The following is a 23,205-nucleotide window of genomic DNA, read 5'->3' on the forward strand; positions in this document are numbered from 1 at the left end:
TTGGTCATGAAAAGCCTGTTGTTCGTATCGCGGGTGCCAAGCGTGAGCATTATTTGGCTCCTTAGCGACGCCTGGAGGCGTTGGGAAGGGCGGCACAGCCACTCGCATGAGTAGTCCGGCCAGACGCTTCGTCTTCGCCGTCGCCGGAATGGTGCTGGTAACGTTGGTCGGGATGGCGGGTTATGTTTTGCTCGAGGGTTATTCGGCCCTGGACGCACTGTACATGGCGGTTATCACAGTTTCGACGGTGGGCTACCGTGAAGTGCGACCACTGGACGCCGCCGGCAAGATCTTTACGGTTATCTTCATCGTCACCGGGGTGGGCACTTCCTTTTACCTGCTCGCGGTGATTGCCGAGTTGCTGATCGAAGGCCGCCTTAAGGAACATCTGGGAGCCACTGCGATGCATCGCAAGATTCAACATTTCCACCAGCATGTAATTATCTGCGGCTTTGGCCGCTTCGGCCGCGCCGTGGCCGAGGAGCTTCGGCGCAATTCCGTGCCGTTGGTCGTGATCGATCCCGACGCGGCGCGTGCCGGCGAATTGGCCCGGCTCGATATTCCCTTTCTCAACGCCTCCGCGCTGGAAGATACGACTTTGGACGAAGCCGCCATCGGCACTGCCCGCGCGCTCGTCGCGGCAACTGGCTCGGACGCCGACAATGTTTACATCACACTGTCGGCACGGGAGAAAAATCCCGCGATTCGGATTCATGCCCGAGCCGAAACCGAGGCAGCTCACCGCCGTCTGACGCTGGCGGGCGCTGACCAGGTGGTGACCGCCTACCAGCAGGGTGGCTTCCGCGTCGCAACCACTATCCTGCGCCCCTCGGTGGTCGATTTTTTGGAGCTGGTAATGCCAGGGCGAGGCGACGAAATCGACCTGGAGGAGATCAGTGTACCTCAGCTCAGTCCGATCCTCGGCCGCGCCATCCGCGAGCTCGAGCACGCCCATCCGCAGCTTCGGATTGTGGCGTTGCGGCGCAATGGTAGGCTGTCGCTAATCCCCGATTCGCAAACCGTGATCGCACCCGGCGATCTGCTGGTCGCGATCGGCAATCGCGCCAGCCTGCGTCAGCTCGCCGAAACCACCACGCATTGAGCGACGCTTCTGGCAGCGACTAGTTCTTGTATCGCTCTGTCCGTCGGACCAGAAATCAAAAGAAAATGCAGTATGAGGGACAAGACCAGCGACACTAATAGAAGATCAAAGCCGACAACGAAAATGGCGCCATCTGATACCAGCATGCCAGCTCGGGTCGCTGGGCCTGATCTTGGCGCCGGGATTATGCCTGGCGACCCGCTGCCCCTTGGCGCACACGCGGTCGGTGACGGAGTCAACTTCGCCCTGTTTAGCCGCCATGCCAGTGCCGTAGATTTGTTGCTCTACCCATTATCGAATGGCGCCGACCGGCCGAGAATTGTTCACCTTAACCCTTTACAACATCGTACCGGAGATATTTGGCATGTTTGGGTGCAAGGCGTGGGTCCGGGGCAATACTACGCGTATCGGGTTGATGGATTGTATCAGCCTCAAGCGGGATTCCGCTTCAATCATCACAAGGTACTGGTCGATCCTTACGCTCGCGCCCTGAGTGGGGTTGCCTCTTCGGACTTCGAACGCGCGTTTGGTTACGATCCCAAATCGCCGGAAAAGGACCTTTCATTTTCTCGGGAGGATGATGGCGCAACGGCGTGCTGGGCAATAATGGTCGATCGCGCCTTTGACTGGGGCTGCGATCGGCCGCTCAAGCATTCTTGGGAAGAGACGATTATCTACGAGACCCACGTGCGTGGCCTTAGCGTGCATCCGTCGTCCGCAGTGAAGCACCCCGGAACCTACCGCGGCGTAATCGAGAAGATCCCGTATTTCAAAATGCTGGGCGTGACCGCGATCGAACTGCTGCCGGTACAGGAATTCAACGAGAACGAAATTAGCCGCTACAACCCGCTCACTAGCGAGCGCCTGCGCAATTATTGGGGCTATAGCAGTGTAAATTTTTTCGCGCCGAAGGAGAGCTACTCCTCGAGCGGATCTGGACACCAAGTCACGGAATTCAAGGAGATGGTGCGCTCGCTTCACGCTGCTGGCATCGAGGTGATCCTCGACATCGCCTTAACGCATACCGCCGAGGGCGACGAGCTGGGCCCGACGCTTAGCTTCCGCGGGCTGGAAAACCCAATTTATTACCTGCTCGCCGACGGTGGGCGCCGCTACCGCAACTACTCGGGGTGCGGCAATTCGCTCAATTGCAATCATCCAGTGGTGCGCGAGTTCATCCTGGACTGTCTGCGCTATTGGGCTATCGAGATGCATGTGGACGGCTTTCGGTTCGACTTGGCCGCAATTCTGGGGCGCGATGAGTCAGGTAATCTCGCGAGCAACCCGCCGCTGCTGGAGCGAATCGCCGAGGAACCTATTTTGCGCGACGTAAAGCTTATTGCCGAGGCGTGGGATGCTGGCGGCGCCTATCTGCTCGGGAGCTTTCCTGGCCGGCGCTGGTCGGAATGGAACGGCCGTTATCGCGACGATGTGCGACGTTTCTGGCGGGGGGACAGCGGTATGGCAGCGGCCTTTGCCAGTCGGTTATGCGGCAGCGCCGATATCTACCAGCGGACCGGCAAGGAGCCGCTCAATAGTATCAATTTCATCACCTGCCATGATGGCTTCACGCTGGCTGATCTGGTGAGCTACGAGACCAAGCATAATGAGGCAAACGGCGAAGACAACCGAGATGGCACGGACGCTAATTACAGTTGGAACCATGGCGCCGAGGGAGCGACCGACAATCCGGCGATTCAGTCCATGCGCTTGCGGCAGGCCAAGAATCTACTTGCGACACTGATGCTCTCGCGCGGTGTTCCAATGATGCTTGGTGGCGACGAGTTTGGTCGCAGCCAGCGCGGCAACAATAACGCCTATTGCCAAGATAACGAGACTTCCTGGTACGACTGGCGTTTACTGGATCGTAACCGCGAGCTTTTACGTTTTGTTCGGGAGCTGATCTTCTTTCGCAAGTCTCATCAAGTTCTGTCGCGCGAAAAGTTCTATACGGCAGACGATGTCATATGGTTTGATCGTTCGGGCGCATATCCAAATTGGAACGCGCCTGATCCCACCGTCGGCTGTATGATCCGTGACGTGGAACAGCGCGGCGTTTCACTGTGCTTTTTGGCCCACGCTGGAGCGCAGCCGGTGGAGTTTCGGGTCCCGCCGCCCCCGGAGAATACGCGATGGTGGCGTGCCATCGACACCGCTGCGGCGGTTCCCGAGGATATCGTGGCCGGCGATACCGCACCGCAGCTCGCCGGGTCGAAAATAAATCTTGCAGAGCGCTCACTGGTAGTGCTGACGACGCGACGGTAAGCAGATGACAGATCGGATAAAAAGCATTCGGAACGCGGCCGAGCACTATCTTCCGCGAGCGCTGCCGCAAGGCCTGGAAGCATTGAGCGAGTTGGCCCTCGACATGCGTTGGAGTTGGAATCATGAAGCCGATCAGCTCTGGGAAAAAGTCTCTCCCGAACTTTGGGAGGCGACTGGCAACCCGTGGCTAATCCTGCAGAGCGTATCGCTGGCACGCCTGGAGGGACTGGCTCGCGACAGCACGTTCATGGCGGAATTACGCCGGCTACAGGAGTCGAGAGCGGACTTTGCGCGACGTCAACTGTGGTTTACCACGACGCACGGCGCGGAGCAGCTCAAGCCGGTTGCCTACTTCAGTATGGAATTCGGCTTGAGCGAGGCGCTGCCGATTTACGCCGGTGGATTGGGGATCCTCGCGGGAGACCATCTCAAGACGGCGAGCGACTTGGGTGTTCCACTGGTGGGGTTGGGCCTGCTCTATCAGCAGGGCTACTTTCGCCAGACAATTGGACCGGATGGCAGTCAGCTCGCGATTTATCCTTATAACAATCCGGTCATGCTACCGGTAGTTCCAGTGCGCGATGCCAAAGGTGAGTGGCTGCGCGTGGCAGTGGAACTGGCGGGAAGACAGGTTTATTTACGTGGCTGGGAGGTTAGGGTCGGAAACATCACGCTCTATCTACTAGACAGCAATGATCCTCTCAACTTGCCGGTGGACCGCGGCATCACGGGCGAACTCTATAGCGGAGCCGCAGAGATGCGGCTGCAGCAGGAGATCGTCCTGGGGATCGGTGGCTGGCGTTTACTGCGAGAATTGGGGATAAGTTGCGAGGTTTGCCATCTTAACGAGGGTCACGCCGCCTTCGTGACGCTTGAGCGAGCCCGTGATTTTATGCAGCAGACAGGGTGCTCTTTTCTAGTCGCTTTGCGTTGTACCCGAGTTGGAAACGTTTTCACTACGCATACCCCAGTGGCGGCGGGGTTCGATCGCTTCTCCAAGGATCTGATGACTGCTTACTTCGCGGACTATGCCCGCACGGCCGCAATCGGTTTAGAACAGTTGCTGGCGCTTGGCCGTGTCAATCCGGAGGACTCGAGCGAACCCTTCAATATGGCATACCTTGCCTTGCGTGGCTGCGGTAGCGCGAATGCGGTGAGCCGGCTGCATGGACGGGTCAGCCGTCGAATCTTCCAACCATTGTTTATCCGCTGGCCGGAGGCCGAAGTACCGGTCGAATATGTCACCAATGGCATTCACGTCCCGTCGTGGGACTCCGCCGCGGCCGATGCCTTGTGGACTGAAAGCTGCGGCAAAGGCCGCTGGATGGGGGAGCTTGAGAAAGTTGAAGATGCTATCGGCAGCCTTGGAGACGACGCGCTTTGGACGCTTCGCATGAACAGTAGACGCGCGTTCGTCGATGCGGTGCGGCGGCGGGCCGAGCGTCATCGTGTGGCGCTGGGTGACAGCACGGGCCTGAGGACCGCCGACCACCTCGACTACAATGCGCTCACGCTTGGTTTTGCCCGCCGATTCACGGGATACAAACGTCCAAATCTGCTGCTTTTGGAGCCTGAGCGCCTGACTCGCATTCTCAACAACGTCAATCCCGTGCAACTAGTTGTGGCTGGCAAGGCACATCCGGCCGATGAAGAAGGCAGGCGTATGGTTCGCGAGTGGGTTGAATATGCGCGCCGACCCGAAGTGCGAGGCCGAGTGATCTTTCTTGAAGACTACGACATGACACTCGCCGCTGAACTGGTGCAAGGGGTGGATTTGTGGATCAACACCCCCCGACGCCCTTGGGAGGCGTGCGGCACCAGTGGAATGAAGCTCCTGGTCAACGGCGGCCTCAACTTATCGGAACTCGATGGCTGGTGGGCGGAAGCGTACGCGCCCGAGGTCGGCTGGGCGCTGGGTGACCGGCAGGAGCATGAAGACCCGCAATGGGACATTCGGGAGGCGCAGGAACTCTATCGCCTTCTCGAACAGGATATTGTCCCAGCCTTTTACGAGCGGGACGCGCGCGGAATACCGGTTAGGTGGATCGCCCGCGTGCGCGCCAGCATGAGCGGCCTTGCACCGCGCTTTTCAGCCAATCGTATGGTTCGCGAATATACCCAGCGTTGTTACCTTCCGGCGGCACAACGTTACCGTCGTCGCACGGCCGATAACGGAGGTCTGGGAAGTCGTATCGAGCAGTGGCATAACTCGCTTAGTAACCATTGGTCAGAGATTCGCTTCGGAAACCTCTTTGTGCAGGATGGTGGAGCTCAACGCCTCGTGCGCGTCCAGGTATACCTGGGAGGAATGAACCCCGAGGGGGTGGCAGTAGAGCTTTACGCGGACGAACTGGACGGCGCTTCGTTGGTACGTGTGCCAATGGTACGTGCTGAGGCCATCACGGGCGCGGTCAACGGTTGGACCTATCAAGCATCGGTGGGGAAGGACCGTTCAGCGGATCAGTACACTCCGCGCGTCGTACCATACCATCCGGAGGCAAGCGTTCCGCTGGAGGCCCGTCAGATTGTGTGGTTCCGTTGAGTCGCCGCGCAAGCGATGGTCTGGGCTGCGATTCTATCGTCGCACTCGTCAGATACCGAAGATCTGATTCATCGCGCACGCGATCGTGCTGCAACATCATGATTGCGAGACTCTGGGGGCGGTTGGCGATGGGCTAGCAGTGCGATAGTCCGGGCAAGATGCGGGCCGAGGCTGGCTTGGGGAGAAGGAGTTGTCGATGGTCAAGAAATCAACTCAGTGCCGTGAATCTGGTTATGGCACAGGCAGTCGTACTTTGGAGAAGCGGCGGCGGTCGAGCGTCTTTCGCATGTTGGCGGTTTAGGCGAGGTAGGCGAATATGGATGACCTTTTCCCTTCATCGGACCCCTCCGGGTGCTCGTAGGAAATAGCCCGCTGGCCAACCTCGACACGGCAGATTTACCGGGTGTTCGCTGGCACCACGCCCGACGGCTTCGCACTAATTGACCCGCGCCATGTCGCTTCCAACCATGCGCTTATGGCCTTTATCGCGAAGGCGAAATTTCAACAGTCTGAGCAGGCCATGCCTCGAAGCGGACTCGATCGGCGCAGTCACCGCAAAGGGTGGTGTCTTTCCACCACCCACCACCCATAGCCACGAACAGTTGAGCACTGTCCAGGTAGCGCTGCGCCAAGGCGTGTGCATAGCCCAACTCCGCCTGGTGATAGCTGCGCTGCGCGTCGAGCAGTTGCAGGATGTCAGTCTTGCCGAGCGCGTCACTCTCCTGTTGAAGAGCCAGTGAATTGTGCGCGGTTTCGACCGCACGGCGCTCGGCGTGGATGAGTTCGGAATCGTGGCCCAGGGCGCGCAGGGTGTCAGCGACCTGTTGGAAGGCTTGCAGCACGGCCTGGCGGTAGATCGCGAACGAAGCCCGAAGCTGCTCGATTGCTGCCTGTTTTTGCGCTCGGAGCGCGCCACCATGAAAGACCGGTACGGTAACGCCTCCGATTAGACTCCAGAAGAGGTTCGATGCTTGGAAGAACGCGCCGTTGGGACTTAGTGCCGCGGGGGTCAAGGAGGCGGATAAGGTGATGTTCGGGTACATCTGGGCCGTTGCCACCCCGACTGCCGCGCTGCTCGCGTGGAGTTGAGCCTCCGCCGCCAGGATGTCCGGGCGCTGGCGAACCAAGGCGGAGGGCAGGCTGACCGGCAGTTCACCGGGTAAGGTAAAGTCGGACATGGCAAATGAGGGCGCCTCCCATTGCGCGGGAAATTTCCCGACCAGCATGGTGAGCGCGTCCTGGGCCGCCGCCAGTTGTTGGCGCAGTGGCGGCAGCAAGGCCCGATCATTGGATAGTTGGCTCTCGGCAAGCAGCACGTCAGGTTTGGCGATTCGGCCCTCTTCAAATGCAGACTGCACGAGCTCCAAGTTCTTCTCGTCCACGGCCACGATCTGTTGGCTTACGCTAAGCTGTAGGCGGGTCGAAGCGATGGTAAGCGCTTCGGCCACTACGTTGCCGGTAAGGGTCAGATAGGCCGCAGCAAGCTGATATGCTTGACTCTGCGCCGTCGCTTGCTGCTCTTCGATGTATCGGCGGGTGAGGCCAAACAGATCGGGTGAGTAGCTCACGGTAGGACCAAACGCGTAATAATTGAAGGCATAGAGTTTACTGGGAGAAAAGCCGAGGCCCATCGGAAGACCCCATCGCTGACGTTCGGCCATGGCGGTGAAGTCCATCCAGGGATAAAGCGGGGCCTCAGCCTGGAGCACCGCCTGATGCGCCCGCGCGAAAGCGGCCTGAGCCGCTACTAGGCTTGGGCTGTTGGCGATTGCTTCTCGCACCACCGTATCGAGCGACCTTGAATGGAAAAGCTGCCACCAAGCATTGGGGATCGTCGAAGCGCTCAAAAAACGTTGGGAGGGTTCGCTGCCGCCCGCCGTCAACGCCGGCAATTTCGCTTTCGGGGTATAGGCGGTGACCGAAGGTGGCGCGGGGCGAACAAAATCGGGCCCGACGGCGCAGCCCGCCAGCAAGAAGACAAGGGCGGCACCGATTTGAGACCGCCCGAACGCTCTTGGTCTCCTCAGTTTTCGGCCGTTCATGGAAAGTTTCTTTTCGCCGGCTTTTGAGCAGAGATGGGGACAATTCATGCCCGATTTTTCTCGTCACCTATCTAACTGAGTGCAGTGAGGTCCGATGCCTGCTGCCATCCTTGGCCAATCAAAGTCGCCGTTGCGCTTCGGGGGTCTTTCAGTCCGCTTTCACCTTGGGCCGCGCTGTAAAGTCAGGTCGCAAAACCCATACCTTTTGATTTAACGCCTTTTCACGCTCGCACCGTTACCCGAGCCTTGAGTTAGGAGGGTATTCTTTGTGGCGCAAATCGTCCCACTGGTTCCCCTGCTTTCCAATAGCTGTTTCGGTTGGATACAGTTCATTAGCCGCGCGAGAAAAATGGTGGGCGCTGGCGCCAAGCGAAGCGCCGACCAGAGTTGGCACATCGATTGCGGCAAGTTGCCAGGGAAGCCACCCATGGGCGATTAACGGCAGCAGTAAACATGAGCAGGCGCAGGTTTCTGGAGATGCTGGCGGTGGTGGCGGTCGGGGCCTTGGCCGCAATTTTCCTGGTTGTTCGCGCCAATCGAGCAAACCATACTCTACTTACGCTGTACGGCAACATCGATATTCGCGAGGTCCAGCTTGCCTTCAACGATTCCGACCGAATCACGCGGATGTTGGTCGAGGAGGGCGACTTCGTCAGGCCGGGCGAGCTTCTGGCCGAACTTGACGCCCGTCGATACGCGGCCAACGCCGAGCAAGCGCGGCGCAACATCGAGGCCCAGCAGCAGGTGCTTGCCAGGCTGATAAACGGTTCGCGGCCCGAGGAAATCGTGCAGGCGCGGTCCACGATGGAAGCCCTGCACGCGACGATGCGCGACGCAGAGGTAACCTACCAGCGCGACGTAAGGCTGCGGCGCAAAGACCTTATCCCCCAGCAAGAGCTGGACGACGCGGCGTCCAAACTCAAGGAAACAACCGGCAACTACAATGCCGCCCGCCAAGCATGGATTCTGGCCGTCAAAGGGCCGCGCATCGAGGACATCGAGAACGCCCGCGCGGTGCTCAAAGCGGACGAGGCCGCGTTCGCCTTTGCGCAGCGTGAACTTGCCGATACGAAGCTGTATGCGCACTCCGACGGGATCATCGAGGACCGCATTCTGGAACCCGGCGACATGGCTTCACCCGGGGTCCCAGCTTTTACGATGGCGCTGACAAATCCGCTATGGGTGCGCGCGTACGTTCCCGAAACCTATATGGCCCGCATATACCTGAGCATGAAAGCATCGATTACGACCGATAGTTTTCCTGGCAAGGTCTTCAAGGGCTGGATCGGATACATATCTCCAACCGCTGAGTTTACGCCGAAAAATGTCGAGACACCGGAATTGCGGACCCGCCTGGTCTACCAGGTGCGGGTGTATGCATGCAATCCGCAAAACGAATTGCGCCTCGGGATGCCGGCCACGGTGACGGTGGCGCTCGACCAGCCCATCCCGAGCGCAAGTCAGGTTAACGGCCTTGGCTGCGGAGAGCACAATCACGCCAGCGAAAAGCCGTGAGCCTACGCCCCCAAATTGCCTTGCGACTCGAAGCAGTCAGCAAGAGCTTCCATGCCGGCGGTCGCAGCGTCCGCGCGCTCGACCACGTGAGCGTTGCAGTTAAAGGGGGCATGGTCACGGGCCTGATTGGTCCCGACGGCGCGGGTAAAACCACCCTGATGCGCCTGATCGCGGGCCTCTTTGCCCCGGACCAAGGAAACATCGCCGTACTGGGAATCGACGTCCGCGCTCAGCCTCAGCGAGTGCAGTCATTGCTCGGGTATATGCCGCAAAGGTTTGGTCTGTACGAGGACCTCAGCGTGCAGGAAAACCTCGACCTTTACGCCGACCTGCATGCGGTAGCGCAAGGAGAGCGTGCCGCCCGCTATGCCGATCTTATGCACATGACCGGGCTGGCACCGTTCACAGGCAGGCTGGCGGGCAAGCTCTCCGGCGGAATGAAGCAGAAGCTCGGGCTGGCATGCTCGCTGGTTGGCTCACCGCCGCTGCTGCTGCTGGATGAGCCGACGGTCGGGGTCGATCCGGTCTCGCGCCGCGAACTCTGGTCGATCATTCATCGCCTGGTCGAGGAGCGCCGCGCGACGGTGCTGCTGAGCACGGCCTATCTCGACGAAGCCGAACGCTGCACCGAAGTCATCCTGATGCACGACGGCAAGCTGCTTGGCCAGGATGATCCCGCGGTGTTTACGCGCCGGCTCGCGGGACGGAGCTTTCAGATCTTTGCGCCCGGAATCTCCAAGCGTGCATTACAGGAGCGCGTAAGCCGGGCGCCGGGCATCCTCGACGCTATCATTCAGGGATCGCGTGTAAGAGTCGTCACCGAACAACCGGCGGCGCCCACCGCCACCCAACTGCTTAGCGGCGAGCATGATCTGGAGATCACGCCCGTCGCCCCGCGCTTCGAGGACAGTTTCGTAAGCCTGCTGAAGGGTTCTCAACCCGCCGCTTCATCAAATCAAGCGCCCTCACCCGGTCCGACGCGAGCCTCCGATGCGGCAAGCCACGAAGACCTGATCGTGGTCCGCAATCTGAGCCGCCGCTTCGGCGCCTTCTACGCGGTGCGCGACGTGAATTTCAGCGTCAAGCGCGGAGAAATCTTCGGTTTGCTGGGGGCCAACGGCGCCGGCAAATCGACCACGTTTCGCATGCTTTGTGGCCTGCTGCCGGCCTCGGAAGGCAGGCTTCAGGTCGCCGGCGTGGATCTGCGGCATGCGGCGGCACACGCGCGTGAGCGGGTGGGTTACATGGCGCAAAAGTTCTCGCTCTACGGCGACCTTTCGGTGCTGCAAAATCTGCGCTTCTTCAGCAGCGCCTATGGACTCAAGGGCGCGCGCCAACGCCAGCGGCTCGACTGGGCGCTGGAGCAATTCGAATTGCGACCGTTCGCCGACTCTACCAGTCGCGACCTGCCACTGGGCTTCAAACAGCGCCTCGCGCTCGCGGTGGCCTTGATGCACGAGCCAGACATCCTGTTTCTCGACGAGCCGACCTCGGGCGTGGATCCCTTAGGGCGGCGCGATTTCTGGCGCCGCATCAACGCCCTGGCCGAAGGCGGTATCACGGTGATGGTCACGACCCACTTTATGGAGGAAGCGGAGTACTGCGATCGTCTGGTGATCATGGCACAGGGGCGGATTCTGGCCGAAGGTACTTCTGAAGCGATGCGCGAGCGCTTTCGCTCCAGCGCGCTGCCCAATCCGACCATGGAGGACGCCTTCGTCGCGCTCATCAGCGCAAGCGAAGATCATCCCACGGGAGCAGCCGCATGAACCGGGCGGTGATCATGCGACTAGGCGGATTGCTGCGCAAGGAGGCGCTGCAAATTCTGCGCGACCCCTCCAGCATTGCGATCGCCTTCGTCATGCCGGTCATCCTCTTGCTGATCTTCGGCTACGGGGTGTCGCTCGATGCCAAGCGGGTGCCGCTGGCCCTGGTCGTGGAGCAACCCAACACGGATACCGCTAGTTTCGCCGCGGGATTTTTCCGCTCGCCGTATTTCGTGCCGGTCTTCTTCCCCAACGTACAGGAGGCCGATGCGGCAATGCGAGCGCGACTGGTAGACGGTATCGTATGGCTGCGCAGCGACTTCAGCCGCCAAATGCTCAGCCAGGGTAACGCGCCCATCGGTCTGATCGTCAATGGCGTCGACGCCAACAACGCGCGTCTCGTCGAGGGCTACCTGCAGCAGGTCTGGGCGGGGTGGATCGCGAGATTCTCGGCCAGCCGGGGTCTGCCGCTCAAGACTCCGGTCCAGGTTGACGCAAGGGTCTGGTTCAATCCCGCGGTCACCAGCACCGATTTCCTCGTCCCCGGACTCATAGCCGTCATCATGACTCTGACCGGCGCGCTATTGACCGCGATGGTGGTCACGCGCGAATGGGAGCGGGGCACGATGGAAGCATTGCTGGTGACCCCCGCCAGCATCCACGAAATCATATTGAGCAAGCTGATTCCGTATTTCGTCCTTGGGATGGGCGGGATGGCGCTCTCGGTAGCGATGGCTATCTGGCTCTTCGGCGTGCCCCTGCGCGGCTCGTTGTGGCTGCTGATGGCGTCGTCGTCGGCTTTTCTGTTGTGTGCGCTCGGGATGGGGTTGCTGATCTCCACGGTCAGCAAGAACCAGTTCGTTGCCGGTCAGATCGCCATTATCGTCACATTTCTGCCGGCCTTCATACTTTCCGGCTTCGTGTTTGACATCCGCAGCATGCCCGCGGCTATTCGGCTAATCACGCACCTTGTGGCGGCGCGGTATTTCGTGACCATATTGCAAAGCCTCTTTCTCGCCGGCAACGTCTGGCCGGTGGTGTTGCCGAACATCCTGGCGCTGATTGCGATGGCGGCGGTGTTTCTCGGTCTGGCGCGCTGGTCGGCGCGCAAGAGCCTGGAGTAGGCCATGATGTTGCATCGGGTATTCGGCCTGGTCGTCAAGGAGCTGCTGGCAGTCCTTAGAGACGTGAAGAGCCGGATGGTGCTGATTGGTCCGCCAATCATTCAGCTTGTCGTGTTTGGATACGCGGCGACCTATGACCTTAATCACGTACCCTTCGCCGTCTACGACGAGGACCCGAGCCAACCCTCACGCGAATTGGTCGCTCGATTCGAAGGCGCGCCCGCCTTCCAGGAGGTGACGCGCATTCACAGCGATCAGGAGATCGCTGCGCTTATCGACCAGCGCAAGGCACTGATGGTCTTGCACATCGACCGCCGTTTCAGCCGGGATCTGTTCGCGGGGTCGCCCGGTCCGGTGCAGTTGATTCTTGACGGCCGCAATTCCAACACCGCGTTGCTGGTGATGGGCTATGCCAACACGATCGTGAACGACTTCAACAGCTGGTGGGAGGCACGCCACGGCGGGTACACACCACCGGCCACGCTTGATATTCGCGCCAGGTTCAATGAGAACCTTGAATCCAGATGGTTCATTGTTCCGGGGATAGTGGCGCTGCTTACTCAAGTCGTCACCCTATTGGTAACCGCGCTTTCGGTGGCGCGCGAGCGCGAAGCCGGCACCTTCGATCAACTCCTCGTCACGCCAATGCGTCCCATCGACATCCTGCTCGGGAAGAGCATCCCCGGCTTGCTCATTGGCAGCGCCGAAGCCACTTTCATCATCGCGGCCGGCGTGCTTTGGTTTGACGTACCGCTGAGGGGCGGATTTGTCGCGCTCTACCTTGGCTTGTTCCTGTTTCTGCTTTCCGTGATAGGTATCGGTCTGATGATCTCGTCGCTTTCAGTGACGCAGCAGCAGGCGTTGCTGGGCACCTTTCTATTCATGGTGCCATCGATAATACTTTCTGGATTCGCCACGCCGATCGCAAACATGCCGCCTATAATTCAGGACATCACTTTTCTTAATCCGATGCGTTACTTCCTGGTGGTGGTGCGTGGTGTGTTTCTGGAAGGGGCCTCGACCTTGTCGCTCAGCTCTCAATACTGGCCGATGCTTGTCATCGGAGTTGCGACCCTCGCGATGGCGGGATGGCTGTTCCGCCGTCGCCTCTATTAGCGACACGGACCACTAAAATCTTGCGACGATTCGTTATTGGCCAAGTCCGAAAGGTGAAATATAGTCGTCGTATGCGCCAAGTGTGACGCCGTATTGGTAGTGCAACCGTCCGGTAGCTTGTATGCTACGACAATCGTGCTCGCACCCGGTCACAATGTTGCTATAAGCGTGCAACCGATGCCTATCTTGTCGTTGTTTCTTCGCCGGCGATTGCCACGCCGATAAAAGTAGGCCCGCCTGCACGATATTGAGGTTATTTTAACAGGAGGTCCGAAATGAAATCTGCACGGTCTCGATTACTGGCATTTACCATGATTATTACTGTTGCGCTCCTGGGAACCGCACTTGGGGCTGCTTTCGCCGCAGACCAACCAGCTTCCACCCAGAGCGCCACGCCCTAAACCGGTGCAACTAGCGGAGGTGGTATGATGGGAGGCATGGGCGGTGGGATGATGCAGGGTCGCGGCATGATGTCCAAAGGAATGGGCGGGATGATGATGGGCCGCGGCATGATGCCGCCGATGGGGCACGGGTCGATGGGGCACGGCATGATGGGCGATCCGGGAATGATGATGTTGATGATGAACGCCGATGCCAAGACGCGGGGTCAGATGATGCAAATCCAGGGGCGGATGATGGAGCAGATGGGCCAACTGATGCAGCGGCGCGGCAAAGAGCTGGAGCAAGGCAAATAGCGCTGTTTCCGATTGGATGAAACCGCGCAGGCTTGGCTGCCCTGCCCTTGTCCTGTTTGATTTGGCGCGGCCTCTGCCGGCTGTGCGTCCCTCTGCCAGGCGCGGCTCTTCGCCAAGCCCGCTTCGTCCCGCCGGCTCGGGAAGCTTTTTGAATGTCTGACTTCGGCTTTGCTCAATCTGTCTGCGGAGGCGTTACCTACTTCCGTGTTTAGTAGCCTTAGTCGGTCTAGTTAGTCCGGATATCGGGAAAAAATATCTGGATATCTCGAAGGCATTCTCACAAGGAGAAGCGCGGCCCCGTGGTCGCGCTTCTCTCTCCCCCGCGACGGCCGCTACTTCAGCAACTCATCAAGATCGGCCCGGGTCTTTTCGGGCAGCGTAAATGACGCCCGCGCGCCACCCGGCAGCATTACCTGCAAGTTGGCCCCCTGGGGGAAGATCACGGAGAATTTGCCCTCCTTGTCCGTGACCACTTCCTTGGTCACGGCGTCGACAAACTGCTCCCCGACCATTTGGAAGTCGCACAGGAAAGCAATCTTGCAGCTCGCCGCCGGCTTCCCTCCCGCTTCCCGGATCACCCCGCTCAAAGTCACCTCGGATGCTCTCATCTTCTTGCTCCTCCGCAGCTTCGGTTACCCGAAGATTCAGCCGCCTGGGCAGCAAGCGCCGTGCCGAATCGGGGTCATCGGCTGATGTGCCTCGCGGTCGGATCCCGCTGCCACGATCGGGAACAGTGTTTCTGATCGACGCATCCAGAAGACCCATCGGATAGCTCCGCAATGGCTAATCTGAATCAGCCTGGGCTGTCACCTGCCTGGGCTTTGGCATGGCGAGTGCTTCGCTTGGTCGGCAAGAGCGCCACTGACTATTGGAGGATTCCCCAGATGGCCAAAATCGTCGCCGGGATCGGCACATCACACAGTCCAATTCTGGTCATCAAGCCGCAGCAGTGGCCCGACCGCGTGGTCCAGGAAATGGAGTCCGAGGATCTTTACGACCTCGACGGCAACCACCTGAGCTACCGACAACTGGCCCGGCAGGTCGGAGATCGATACGCCGCGGTGGCCACCGTAGACAATTTCATCCAATGGGATGATCGGGCCCAGCGCGCGCTCGACCATCTGGCGCGAGACCTGGACGAGCTCTCGCCCGACCTGGTGCTGATTGTGGGCGACGACCAGGAGGAAATGTTCGGTCCCAACAACCAGCCCGCGGTATCGATCTTTTATGGCGACAAGATAATAACCGAGCGCACGCCTCATCAAGGCAACACGCCGCAATGGGTACTGGATGCGGATAAAGGCTACGGTGCCGATTCCCATCATGAGTTCGAGGCGGCGCCACAATTCGCGCGCGCCCTGATTTCCAGCCTGATCGAGCAAAACATCGACGTCAGCAGCAGCCGGGGCGTACCCGCCGGTGGCCCCTACCAAGGTTTCGGCCACGCCATCACCTATCCGCTGTTGCGTCTGATGGGCAAACGGCGGGTGCCCGTGGTGCCGATTCTGCTCAACACCTTCTATCCGCCCAACCAACCTACGCCCTCGCGCTGCTTCGATTTCGGCCGGGCGCTGCGGCGCGCGGTCGAAAGCTACCCCGAGCCGTTGCGCGTGCTGGTTCTGGCCTCGGGTGGGCTGAGCCACTTCGTGACCGACGAAACCCTGGATGCAAAAGTGCTCAAGGCGTTGTGCGACGGAGATGAGCGCACGCTGCGCACCCTACCCACCAAGCTGCTTAACTCGGGTAATTCGGAAATCCGTAACTGGATCGTGATGGGCGGCGCAATCGCCGGGCTGGGATTGCGGATGCGCTGGTGCGAGTACGTGCCGGTCTACCGCAGCCCCGCGGGCACCGGGATCGGGCTTGCGTTCGCGCGCTGGAATTAAGCCGCGGTCAGGCGCGGAGGTAGTTTGCCTATCTCCGCCGCCGGCGCTTGCCATCCGCGGGTCCGCGCCTTTGCCGAACCGGAGAGAGCCGTGGCTCAGCGAGGCGCGAAGCAGGCCTCGATACGATCCAACAGCGCCATCGCCGGCAGGCATGACCCGACGCTTGCCTCGGGGAGCCGCGCGCCTTGGAGGGCGGCGAAGAATTCGCGATCCTGAGCCTCGAACGCGCCCAGCCCCTGCAGCGTCACGGGCTTGCGGTCGCCGTCGGCCAATTCGTCGCGGAAGACGTGATAGGTCTCTTCCTCGCCGATATAGCGGTAGAAGGCGCCGAAGGGCCCGCGGTTGTTGAACGACATTGCCATCGTGACAAGGACCCCGCTCGCCGAGCGCATCGCGATGGACATGTCCATTGGAATTTTCAGGTTGGGGTGATCCGGCCCCCGCTGGCCCCAAACCTCGAAGTGGGGGAATTCGAGCATCCAGGCTGCCAGATCGACCGAATGGCAGGCGTGATGCCACAGCAGATGGTCGCGCCAGGTGCGCGGCTTGCCGAACATGTTCAAGTCCGTGCGGCGCATGAAATAGGTTTCAACCACCAGGTGATAGAGGTGAAAGCGTCCCTCGTGCATTTGCCGGCGCAGCTCGCGATGGGCGGGGGAAAAGCGGCGCGAATGGCAGACCATGCACGTCAGGCCGCTCTTACGCTGCATTTCCACCACCCGTTTTGAATCCGCCAGGGACAGCGCCATCGGAATTTCCAACAGCACGTGCTTGTCCATGGACATCGCCAGCAGCGCCTGCTCGGCGTGCAGCCCCGTGGGGGTAGCCAGAATTACCGCCTCGACTCCGGGTTGTCTCAGGCAGGTCCGCAAATCGAGCGACCAGTGGGGAATTTTCCACTGCTCGGCAAAGGCCCGCGTGTCCTGCTCGATACCCCCGGCCAGGCTCACTACTTCGACACCCTCCAGCTTGGAGAGCACCTGCATATGGGTCAGGCCCATTCCGCCTTCGCCCGCCAGACAGACTTTCACCTCTAAGGCCCTCCAAAAAGCATCAGGCTTGCGCTTCCGCCCAGCGGTCGCTTCGCCCGGCACGCGGTCGGAAGTGCCTCGCGCCAAGCGAAGCGCCAGCCTTGGCTCCGTCAACCGCGCGAGGTCAGGAAGCCAAGCTTATCGTGCGACCGCGCGCCAGTCCGCATCGGCCGCGATGATCGCGTCCTGAGCCTCCAGCGTATCCCAGCGGATGGGTTGCTGCAGCCCCACGGTGGGCTCGCCCTTGGCGTGGCGGCGTACCGCTTCGAGCAGCATTCGGCGCGCCCGGTTGATCGAGGTATCGCTGGAGCCCAGGTACTCGCGTGAGCGATCGACGATCGGCCCTTGGGCAATCGCGACGGCAAAGTCCTCGAAGCGCAGAAAGGAAAAGCCGCTCCAGCTCCCCTCGCGCATCCGCGGCCGGCTCTGGCCGTAATAGTCGTCCAGCGCCATGCCGTCGGCCATATTGTCGAGGTTTTGCGGTGCGGCGCGGCGATAGCGGGCGACCGGACGAGAAAAGTTGTAGGTCACGTCCCACTGCGCCGAATGGGTATCGTCCACCGGCACCGACATCGTCAGCATGTGGTCGTCGGCGCGGCTGCCCATCGGGATGAAAGAATACCAGGGCAGGGCGAAGTCGCGCACGCGGACGTAATGCTGCCCGTCAGGCATCCGGCGCACCGCCGCCTCGCGGTAACCGTAGGACTGAGGCTCGAATTCGAAGCGCGGACCGGTGTCATGGTACAGACTCTTCTGCACCCAGTCCGAATGCAGGATGCCGACGTGGGCGGAATCAAGCTGACCCTCCAGCCCCTGGAACCAATTGCACGGAATGACCGCCAAGGCGCTGGTGACGTGTCCCTGGGGCAAGTCGGTGAAGTTGAAGCGAGGGAACTCCGGCGGCTGGGCGCGGCTGCCCAGGTACACCCAGATGATGGTGCCGGCCTCGCGCACCGGGTAATGGCGAATCCGCACCTTGGCCGCGAATTGGGCGCGCCGCTCGGGTGGCTCCGACGGCACCTCGACGCAGGCTCCGGACACGTCGAATTTCCAGCCGTGAAAGATGCAGGTCAGCGCGTTGTCTTCATTGCGCGCCAAGGCCAGCGAGGGGCCGCGATGAGGACAGCCTTCGTCGAAGAAACCCACCCGACCATCGGTTGAGCGGAAGGCTACGAAGTCTTCGCCCAACAGCCGCACCCGGATCGGCGCGCCGTCAGCCTCCAGCCGCTCGGCGCGTAGCGCGGGAATCCAGAACTCCCGCATATACGAGCCCATCGCCGTCCCGGGCCCCACCCTGCACAAAAGCTCGTTGTCCTCTTTTTTCAGCATCGTCCTATCCTCGGCTAAGTTCTTGCCGTGCTCCGCCAACCGCGGCCTAGACGCTGACCGGAGCGCTGCCGATATCGCCGAACAGTCCGTGCTCGGCGCCATGCTTGAAATCAACTTCGTCGGGCAATTCGATGGCGCATGAACGCACCCGTTGCGAGGCCGCGCTCAGTCCCGGGATCGGCTGGCCGAGCCGATTAGCCCGCGCCGCGGCGAGCAACTTGCGCCGGGCCATGATGATCCCGTTGTCGGTGGAGACCAGGTTTTCCTCCGCCCGATCGACGATCGGCCCCATGCTCTCCTGCAGCGAGGCATCCTGCATCGCGATCCCCTCCACCCCGCTGAAGCTCAGGCCGGCGCGCTGGGCCTCGCGATCCATCAGGTAGTCGTTGCCCTGATTGGCGCGAGGCACGAACGTCCCGGGCACGTAGCGCGCGTGGATTCCCTGGCCGTCCTTCATCGCCGCCACTTCGGCCGCACTCAGCGCGCGATGGGGATGGTAGCTAATGCTCCAGGCCCAACAGTGGTGGTCGTCGATCGGGACCCAGGCGTGGCCGTTGATCGGATGGTCGGCGCGCGGCGCGACCAGGGTGTAAAACGGCATGATCCAGGGTGTGATGCGCCAGTAGAACTTGCCGCCTTCGGCGCGCCGGCGGGCGCCGATTAGCAGGCCGCCATCGAATTCCGTCACCTCGAAGTGCGGCATCCGATCGCCCAGGTTGTACTGATTGCCCTTGGAGCCGGCGAACAGCGGGTCGCTGTTGAGCGCGCCCGAGTGCAAAAAGGAGACGTGGCTGGAATCGATCCCACCCTCCATCGCCTGCAGGTAATTGCACTCCTGCAGCCGCTTGGAGACGAAGCGGCGCTCGGGCGCCACCAGCGCCCATTCCAGCGCCGGCGGTTCGGGCCGCTGCTCGGGCGGCCCCAGGTAGGCCCAGATAACGCCGCCGCGCTCCAGCACCGGGTAGGACTTCAGCCGGATGCGCCGGCGCATCCCGCTTTCCTCCGGCTCCGAGGGCAGATCGACGCAATGCCCCTCGACGTCGAACTTCCAGCCGTGATAGGCGCAGCGCAGTCCGCACTGCTCGTTGCGTCCGAACCACAGCGAGGCGCGCCGATGGGCGCACAACTCATCGAGGATTCCCAGCCGGCCTTGGGAATCGCGAAACCCGATCAGCCGCTCGCCCAGGAGCTTCAGGCGCACTGGCGGACAATCGGGCTCGGCTAGCTCCTCGCTGAGCAGCGCCGGTATCCAGTAGCGGCGCATCAAATCGCCCAGCAGCGTGCCGCGCCCGGTCTGCGTCAGTTGATCGTTGGCTTCCCGTGACAGTCCCATCTTCCGATCCTTTCCCGTTGTGCAGCCGCTGGTTGCCTTCGCCTTGCTCAGACCATCGGCGCCGGCGGGTTCAAGGGGTCGATGTCGCGCCAGTTCTGGCGCTCGGGATACTTGATCGCCAGGGCGCGAATGCGGCGGTAGTCTACGCCTCGATCCAGCCACGCGGTGCCCTTGCCCTTGGCATGAGCGCGCGCCGCTTCCAACAGCATCCGGCGCGTGCGGATGATGATCGTATCGCTGGAGCCCAGGTACTCGCGGGTGCGGTCGACGATCGGCCCCATCGCCTCTTCAACCACGAAGTCCTCGAACGGCAGATGGCGCGTGATGCCGGTCCAATGCCCCTCCTTCATCGCTTTGCGGTCCTGATGCCACATGTTGTCCCAGCCGCCGAGATCGGAGCAGAAATTGTCGGGATTGCCGGAGTCGCCCTGGCAGGCGAGCTTACGATATTCGCCCAGGGGCTGGTTGGGGTCGTAATTGAAGTACCACTGCGCGGTCCACTCATCGTCGATCGGAATCGAGCAGATCATCAGGCAGGGTTGAGTCAGGCCCATCGGGATAAACGAATAGAAGGGCAGGACCATCTCGCGGATGCGGGCGTAAATTCCGCCGTCGCGCTGCGCGCGCAAAGCGCCCTCGCGAAAACCGTAGGGCGTGGGCACAAACTCAAAGCTCGGGCCGCTGTTGGCGCAGGCCATTTCCAAATCGGGGACATCGCGCGCCTGCGCCACCGGCAGAAAGCCTTGGTGCAGAATTCCCAAGTGCGCCGAGTCGAGCACCGCCTCCAGTCCCTGGAACCAGTTGCAATGCATGATCGCGCGGCGCGCGAGGACGTGACTTGAGGGCAGGTGGTTGAACTCGAAGTCCAAGAAAGCCGGCGGCTGATCGCGCCGCCCAAGGTACACCCACACCACGCTCCCGGCCTCGCGCACCGGATAATGGCGCACGCGTACCTTGGCGGCGAATTCTGCGCGCCGCTCCGCCGGCTCCGAGGGCACCTCGACCACCTTGCCGGTGACGTCGATCTTCCAGCCGTGAAAGATACAGGTCAGCGCGTTGTCTTCATTGCGCGCCAGCGCCATCGAGGCGCAGCGATGGGGACAGCCTTCGTCGAAAAAACCCACCCGGCCATCGCTGGCGCGGAAGGCGACATAATTCTCGCCCATCAAGCGCACCCGCACCGGGGCCCCGTCGGCCTCCAGCGCCTCCGAGCGCAGCGCCGGAACCCAGTACTCGCGCAGCAACTCGCCCATCGCGGTGCCCGCGCCCACCCTACACAACAGTTCGTTTTCCGCCTGATTCAGCATTTGAGCCGCTCCTCGCAGTGGCTGATGTCGCCCACGCCGAGCCAAACAGCATCTTCCGTGCCCGCGGATGCGGCCACCGGCCCGTGGCAGGAGAGCGAAATCAGCCGATTATTCGGGTAAAAAATGAGGTTTGATGGCAGTCTTATTGTGGACTTAAGCGACCGGGATTGCGGTAATGTGACCAGTCGCTGCATTGAAAGGGAGCAATGCTTCGGCCCGAACCAGCCCACCGCTCCGATCGGCGCACAACCAGTCTGAAGTAGCTCCGCCGGGCAAAGCGACGACTGCCAGCGAGGACGTCAGGCCGGGGTTGTCTCAAGCTCCACCGGAGTGTCATCGCGAGCATAGTCGAGGGAGCGGGCGCCGTGCTCTGATCGTAACGTCGCGAGGGTAAGCTTGGCGCGGCGACCGGTCGCAGTGGCAGGGAAATCTCAAATAGGCGGTCTCTAAACTGCGTTGATCACTGTGGGAGCGGAGCTTTACGCGCCCTGCCGTTTACCAATCGGGCCTCAGTTTTCAAGCAGCGGGCGGAGAAGGCTTCGCTAAGTTCGATCGCTTCTTCCCGGGCGAAGATTCTCTTGTAAAGCGGGGAGCTGCTTTGCCTATCAACGGCGGGGCGCGCGTCCTTGAAAAATACCGTCTGCCGGCACAGGCCGTGCACCGCGCGCCCACCCGTACTTGACGGGAAGGCTAGGCGTCGATCAACTTATTGCCGCGCTGATGAGTCGCGATGGCTTCGCCGGTGACGTTGCAAGCGGAGCTGACCCGGGTTTCGAGGTCGCACATGGGTGCCACCAGCCGCACTCCCACGTCACGTTAAGTCGCTGAGCAACCGAGCGTTGGTCCAGGCCTTTTCCGACAGCGTGGTCACCGGACAGATGGAGTCACGCACGACGCGCTGCGAGACCCCGTCCGCGAGTAGGCGAAAGATCTGGCTGTGACGATGGGTAGGCATGACGACCAGATCGATCGCAAACTCGACTTCAGCTTTGAGAATCTCGTCCACGATGTCGCCGACACGCAGCACGAGCTCATGCGGGACGCCGGCCAATTCGCGGGCTGCGATCTCCTTGAGCCCGCGCTCCGAGGCAGCCAGATCGCGATGGGTCTTAAGCGAGCCGGCGACCAACAATGGGTCGTTAACCGGCGCCACGACGTGAAGTAGAAAGAGCTTGCCCTGGTTGCGCACCACCAGCATCTTGGCCAAGGCTAGCGCGCTGGCAAAACTGTCGTCCAACTCTATTGGACATAGGACATTTCGGGCGCCTGTGATCATGGCAGTTTCCTTTCCACTTGGCCTTTGAGCTATCTCCGACTAACAAGAAGACGCAAATTTCACGCCAGACTTGGCAAGAACCACGCTTGCCGGCAGCCCGGGCGGCGATAGACTTGCGCGCCGCACGTCGGGCTACGGCACGTTTTTCGCTTCTCAACCTGACCGCAAGACCTAAGGCGACTGGATAAGGCGGGAATATGTCAGACCAAGATGCTGCTATTGCGACGCTTGAGGATTCGAACTCGGCAATCCACTTTGATTCCTTACTGGTGCTGCCGGAGCAGTTCTACGAGCATCGTTTTCTCACCGGTCAGAGGGGCGAGTACCGATTGCTGATGGCGGTGCTGCAAGAAGCTCTTCGCACCTATTTGACCAACCGCGGTTCGACTTCGGGCAAGCGCTGCTACGAGTATTGGGAGGTTCGCCGCTGGTTCGAATCGCGGCAGACCAATTTCCTCTTTGATTTTCAGACCATTTGCGAACTTTTCAGTATCGACGCCGACGCCCTGCGGCGCAAGCTGGGGATCGGGCCGGTCCAATGCTACCAGGGGGGTAGCCGAATTACGTCGCAGTACGCCAAAGTCAGCTCCGCTGTGCGCGGTCCCCGCCCGCGCGAGGTCCCGGCCAAAAAGCCGAGGTCAGGTTTGGTATCTTGCGCCGGTTAGATTTGCGGCCCGGTGAAAAAAGCGCGGTGAGCGTCCGCCCGAACGCGTTTTTTGGCTCTCAATCAAATCGGCGGTTATCGGATCAATTGATGCTCTCGGCGCTGCTTTGAGCGGCGTGAGCTGACGCCGATAGCAGCATAAGGCGGGGCGCAATGGTTCCATAGGAAACACTCGCTGACCGGTCACACTGGGCTATTCTTCCCGGCCGCAT

17 protein-coding genes are annotated in these 23,205 nt (G+C 61.0%); 10 read left to right on the top strand and 7 right to left on the bottom strand.

Going from position 1 to position 23,205, the window contains the following annotated elements:
• Positions 1 to 106 precede the first annotated feature (106 nt).
• The 3 genes from VKV28_17570 (at position 107) to glgP (ending at position 5,909) form a co-directional block, all read left to right on the top strand.
• Positions 107 to 1,102, top strand: a complete 996-nt coding sequence (locus VKV28_17570; GenBank protein ID HLH78612.1) for a potassium channel protein — start codon at positions 107 to 109, stop codon at positions 1,100 to 1,102.
• A 72-nt stretch (positions 1,103 to 1,174) separates the two neighbouring features.
• Positions 1,175 to 3,367 carry a glycogen debranching protein GlgX gene (glgX, locus tag VKV28_17575; GenBank protein ID HLH78613.1) on the top strand — a complete coding sequence of 731 codons (2,193 nt, stop codon included), beginning with the start codon at positions 1,175 to 1,177 and terminating at the stop codon, positions 3,365 to 3,367.
• Between the two features lie 4 nt (positions 3,368 to 3,371).
• Positions 3,372 to 5,909, top strand: coding sequence for an alpha-glucan family phosphorylase (gene glgP, locus VKV28_17580; protein ID HLH78614.1), 2,538 nt, complete (start codon positions 3,372 to 3,374; stop codon positions 5,907 to 5,909).
• Between the two features lie 482 nt (positions 5,910 to 6,391).
• On the opposite strand, the gene VKV28_17585 is transcribed toward glgP, so the two are convergent.
• Positions 6,392 to 7,999 carry an efflux transporter outer membrane subunit gene (locus tag VKV28_17585; GenBank protein ID HLH78615.1) on the bottom strand — a complete coding sequence of 536 codons (1,608 nt, stop codon included), beginning with the start codon at positions 7,997 to 7,999 and terminating at the stop codon, positions 6,392 to 6,394.
• 405 nt (positions 8,000 to 8,404) lie between these two features.
• On the opposite strand from VKV28_17585, the gene VKV28_17590 reads away from it, so the two are divergent.
• The 5 genes from VKV28_17590 to VKV28_17610 all read left to right on the top strand — a co-directional run bounded on the left by VKV28_17590 (position 8,405) and on the right by VKV28_17610 (position 14,167).
• A complete protein-coding gene (locus tag VKV28_17590; GenBank protein ID HLH78616.1) occupies positions 8,405 to 9,466 on the top strand; it encodes an efflux RND transporter periplasmic adaptor subunit in 1,062 nt (353 codons plus the stop codon).
• Positions 9,467 to 9,552: 86 nt separating this feature from the next.
• Positions 9,553 to 11,235 (top strand): ATP-binding cassette domain-containing protein, encoded by a 1,683-nt coding sequence (locus VKV28_17595; protein HLH78617.1) that lies wholly within the window; start codon positions 9,553 to 9,555, stop codon positions 11,233 to 11,235.
• On the top strand, positions 11,232 to 12,356 hold the full coding sequence (locus tag VKV28_17600; GenBank protein HLH78618.1) for an ABC transporter permease: 1,125 nt from the start codon (positions 11,232 to 11,234) through the stop codon (positions 12,354 to 12,356). The genes VKV28_17595 and VKV28_17600 overlap by 4 nt, the downstream gene beginning before the upstream one ends.
• Positions 12,357 to 12,359: 3 nt before the next feature.
• On the top strand, positions 12,360 to 13,472 hold the full coding sequence (locus VKV28_17605) for an ABC transporter permease (GenBank protein ID HLH78619.1): 1,113 nt from the start codon (positions 12,360 to 12,362) through the stop codon (positions 13,470 to 13,472).
• A gap of 425 nt (positions 13,473 to 13,897) precedes the next feature.
• Positions 13,898 to 14,167: a hypothetical protein gene (locus tag VKV28_17610; GenBank protein ID HLH78620.1), complete on the top strand. Its 270-nt coding sequence runs from the start codon at positions 13,898 to 13,900 to the stop codon at positions 14,165 to 14,167.
• A gap of 332 nt (positions 14,168 to 14,499) precedes the next feature.
• Here the strand turns inward: VKV28_17610 and VKV28_17615 are convergent, their stop codons facing one another.
• The gene (locus VKV28_17615; protein HLH78621.1) at positions 14,500 to 14,775 is read right to left on the bottom strand and encodes a hypothetical protein; all 276 of its coding nucleotides are present in this window, start codon (positions 14,773 to 14,775) and stop codon (positions 14,500 to 14,502) included.
• 276 nt (positions 14,776 to 15,051) lie between these two features.
• Here VKV28_17615 and VKV28_17620 point away from each other — a divergent pair, with 276 nt between their 5' ends.
• Positions 15,052 to 16,053: a hypothetical protein gene (locus VKV28_17620; protein HLH78622.1), complete on the top strand. Its 1,002-nt coding sequence runs from the start codon at positions 15,052 to 15,054 to the stop codon at positions 16,051 to 16,053.
• Positions 16,054 to 16,148: 95 nt separating this feature from the next.
• On the opposite strand, the gene VKV28_17625 is transcribed toward VKV28_17620, so the two are convergent.
• From VKV28_17625 to VKV28_17645, 5 genes are all read right to left on the bottom strand, one after another.
• On the bottom strand, positions 16,149 to 17,084 hold the full coding sequence (locus tag VKV28_17625) for a Gfo/Idh/MocA family oxidoreductase (GenBank protein HLH78623.1): 936 nt from the start codon (positions 17,082 to 17,084) through the stop codon (positions 16,149 to 16,151).
• A gap of 138 nt (positions 17,085 to 17,222) precedes the next feature.
• On the bottom strand, positions 17,223 to 18,413 hold the full coding sequence (locus VKV28_17630; protein ID HLH78624.1) for a Rieske 2Fe-2S domain-containing protein: 1,191 nt from the start codon (positions 18,411 to 18,413) through the stop codon (positions 17,223 to 17,225).
• 46 nt (positions 18,414 to 18,459) lie between these two features.
• A complete protein-coding gene (locus VKV28_17635; GenBank protein HLH78625.1) occupies positions 18,460 to 19,746 on the bottom strand; it encodes a Rieske 2Fe-2S domain-containing protein in 1,287 nt (428 codons plus the stop codon).
• A 47-nt stretch (positions 19,747 to 19,793) separates the two neighbouring features.
• Positions 19,794 to 21,053: a Rieske 2Fe-2S domain-containing protein gene (locus VKV28_17640; GenBank protein ID HLH78626.1), complete on the bottom strand. Its 1,260-nt coding sequence runs from the start codon at positions 21,051 to 21,053 to the stop codon at positions 19,794 to 19,796.
• Positions 21,054 to 21,864: 811 nt separating this feature from the next.
• Positions 21,865 to 22,329 (bottom strand): universal stress protein, encoded by a 465-nt coding sequence (locus VKV28_17645; protein HLH78627.1) that lies wholly within the window; start codon positions 22,327 to 22,329, stop codon positions 21,865 to 21,867.
• Between the two features lie 197 nt (positions 22,330 to 22,526).
• Between VKV28_17645 and VKV28_17650 the strand changes: the two genes are divergently transcribed.
• Positions 22,527 to 22,994: a hypothetical protein gene (locus tag VKV28_17650; GenBank protein ID HLH78628.1), complete on the top strand. Its 468-nt coding sequence runs from the start codon at positions 22,527 to 22,529 to the stop codon at positions 22,992 to 22,994.
• Positions 22,995 to 23,205: the final 211 nt, after the last annotated feature.

Source organism: Candidatus Binataceae bacterium, from assembly GCA_035294265.1.
In the GTDB taxonomy this organism is placed as follows: Bacteria; Desulfobacterota; Binatia; order Binatales; family Binataceae; genus DATGLK01.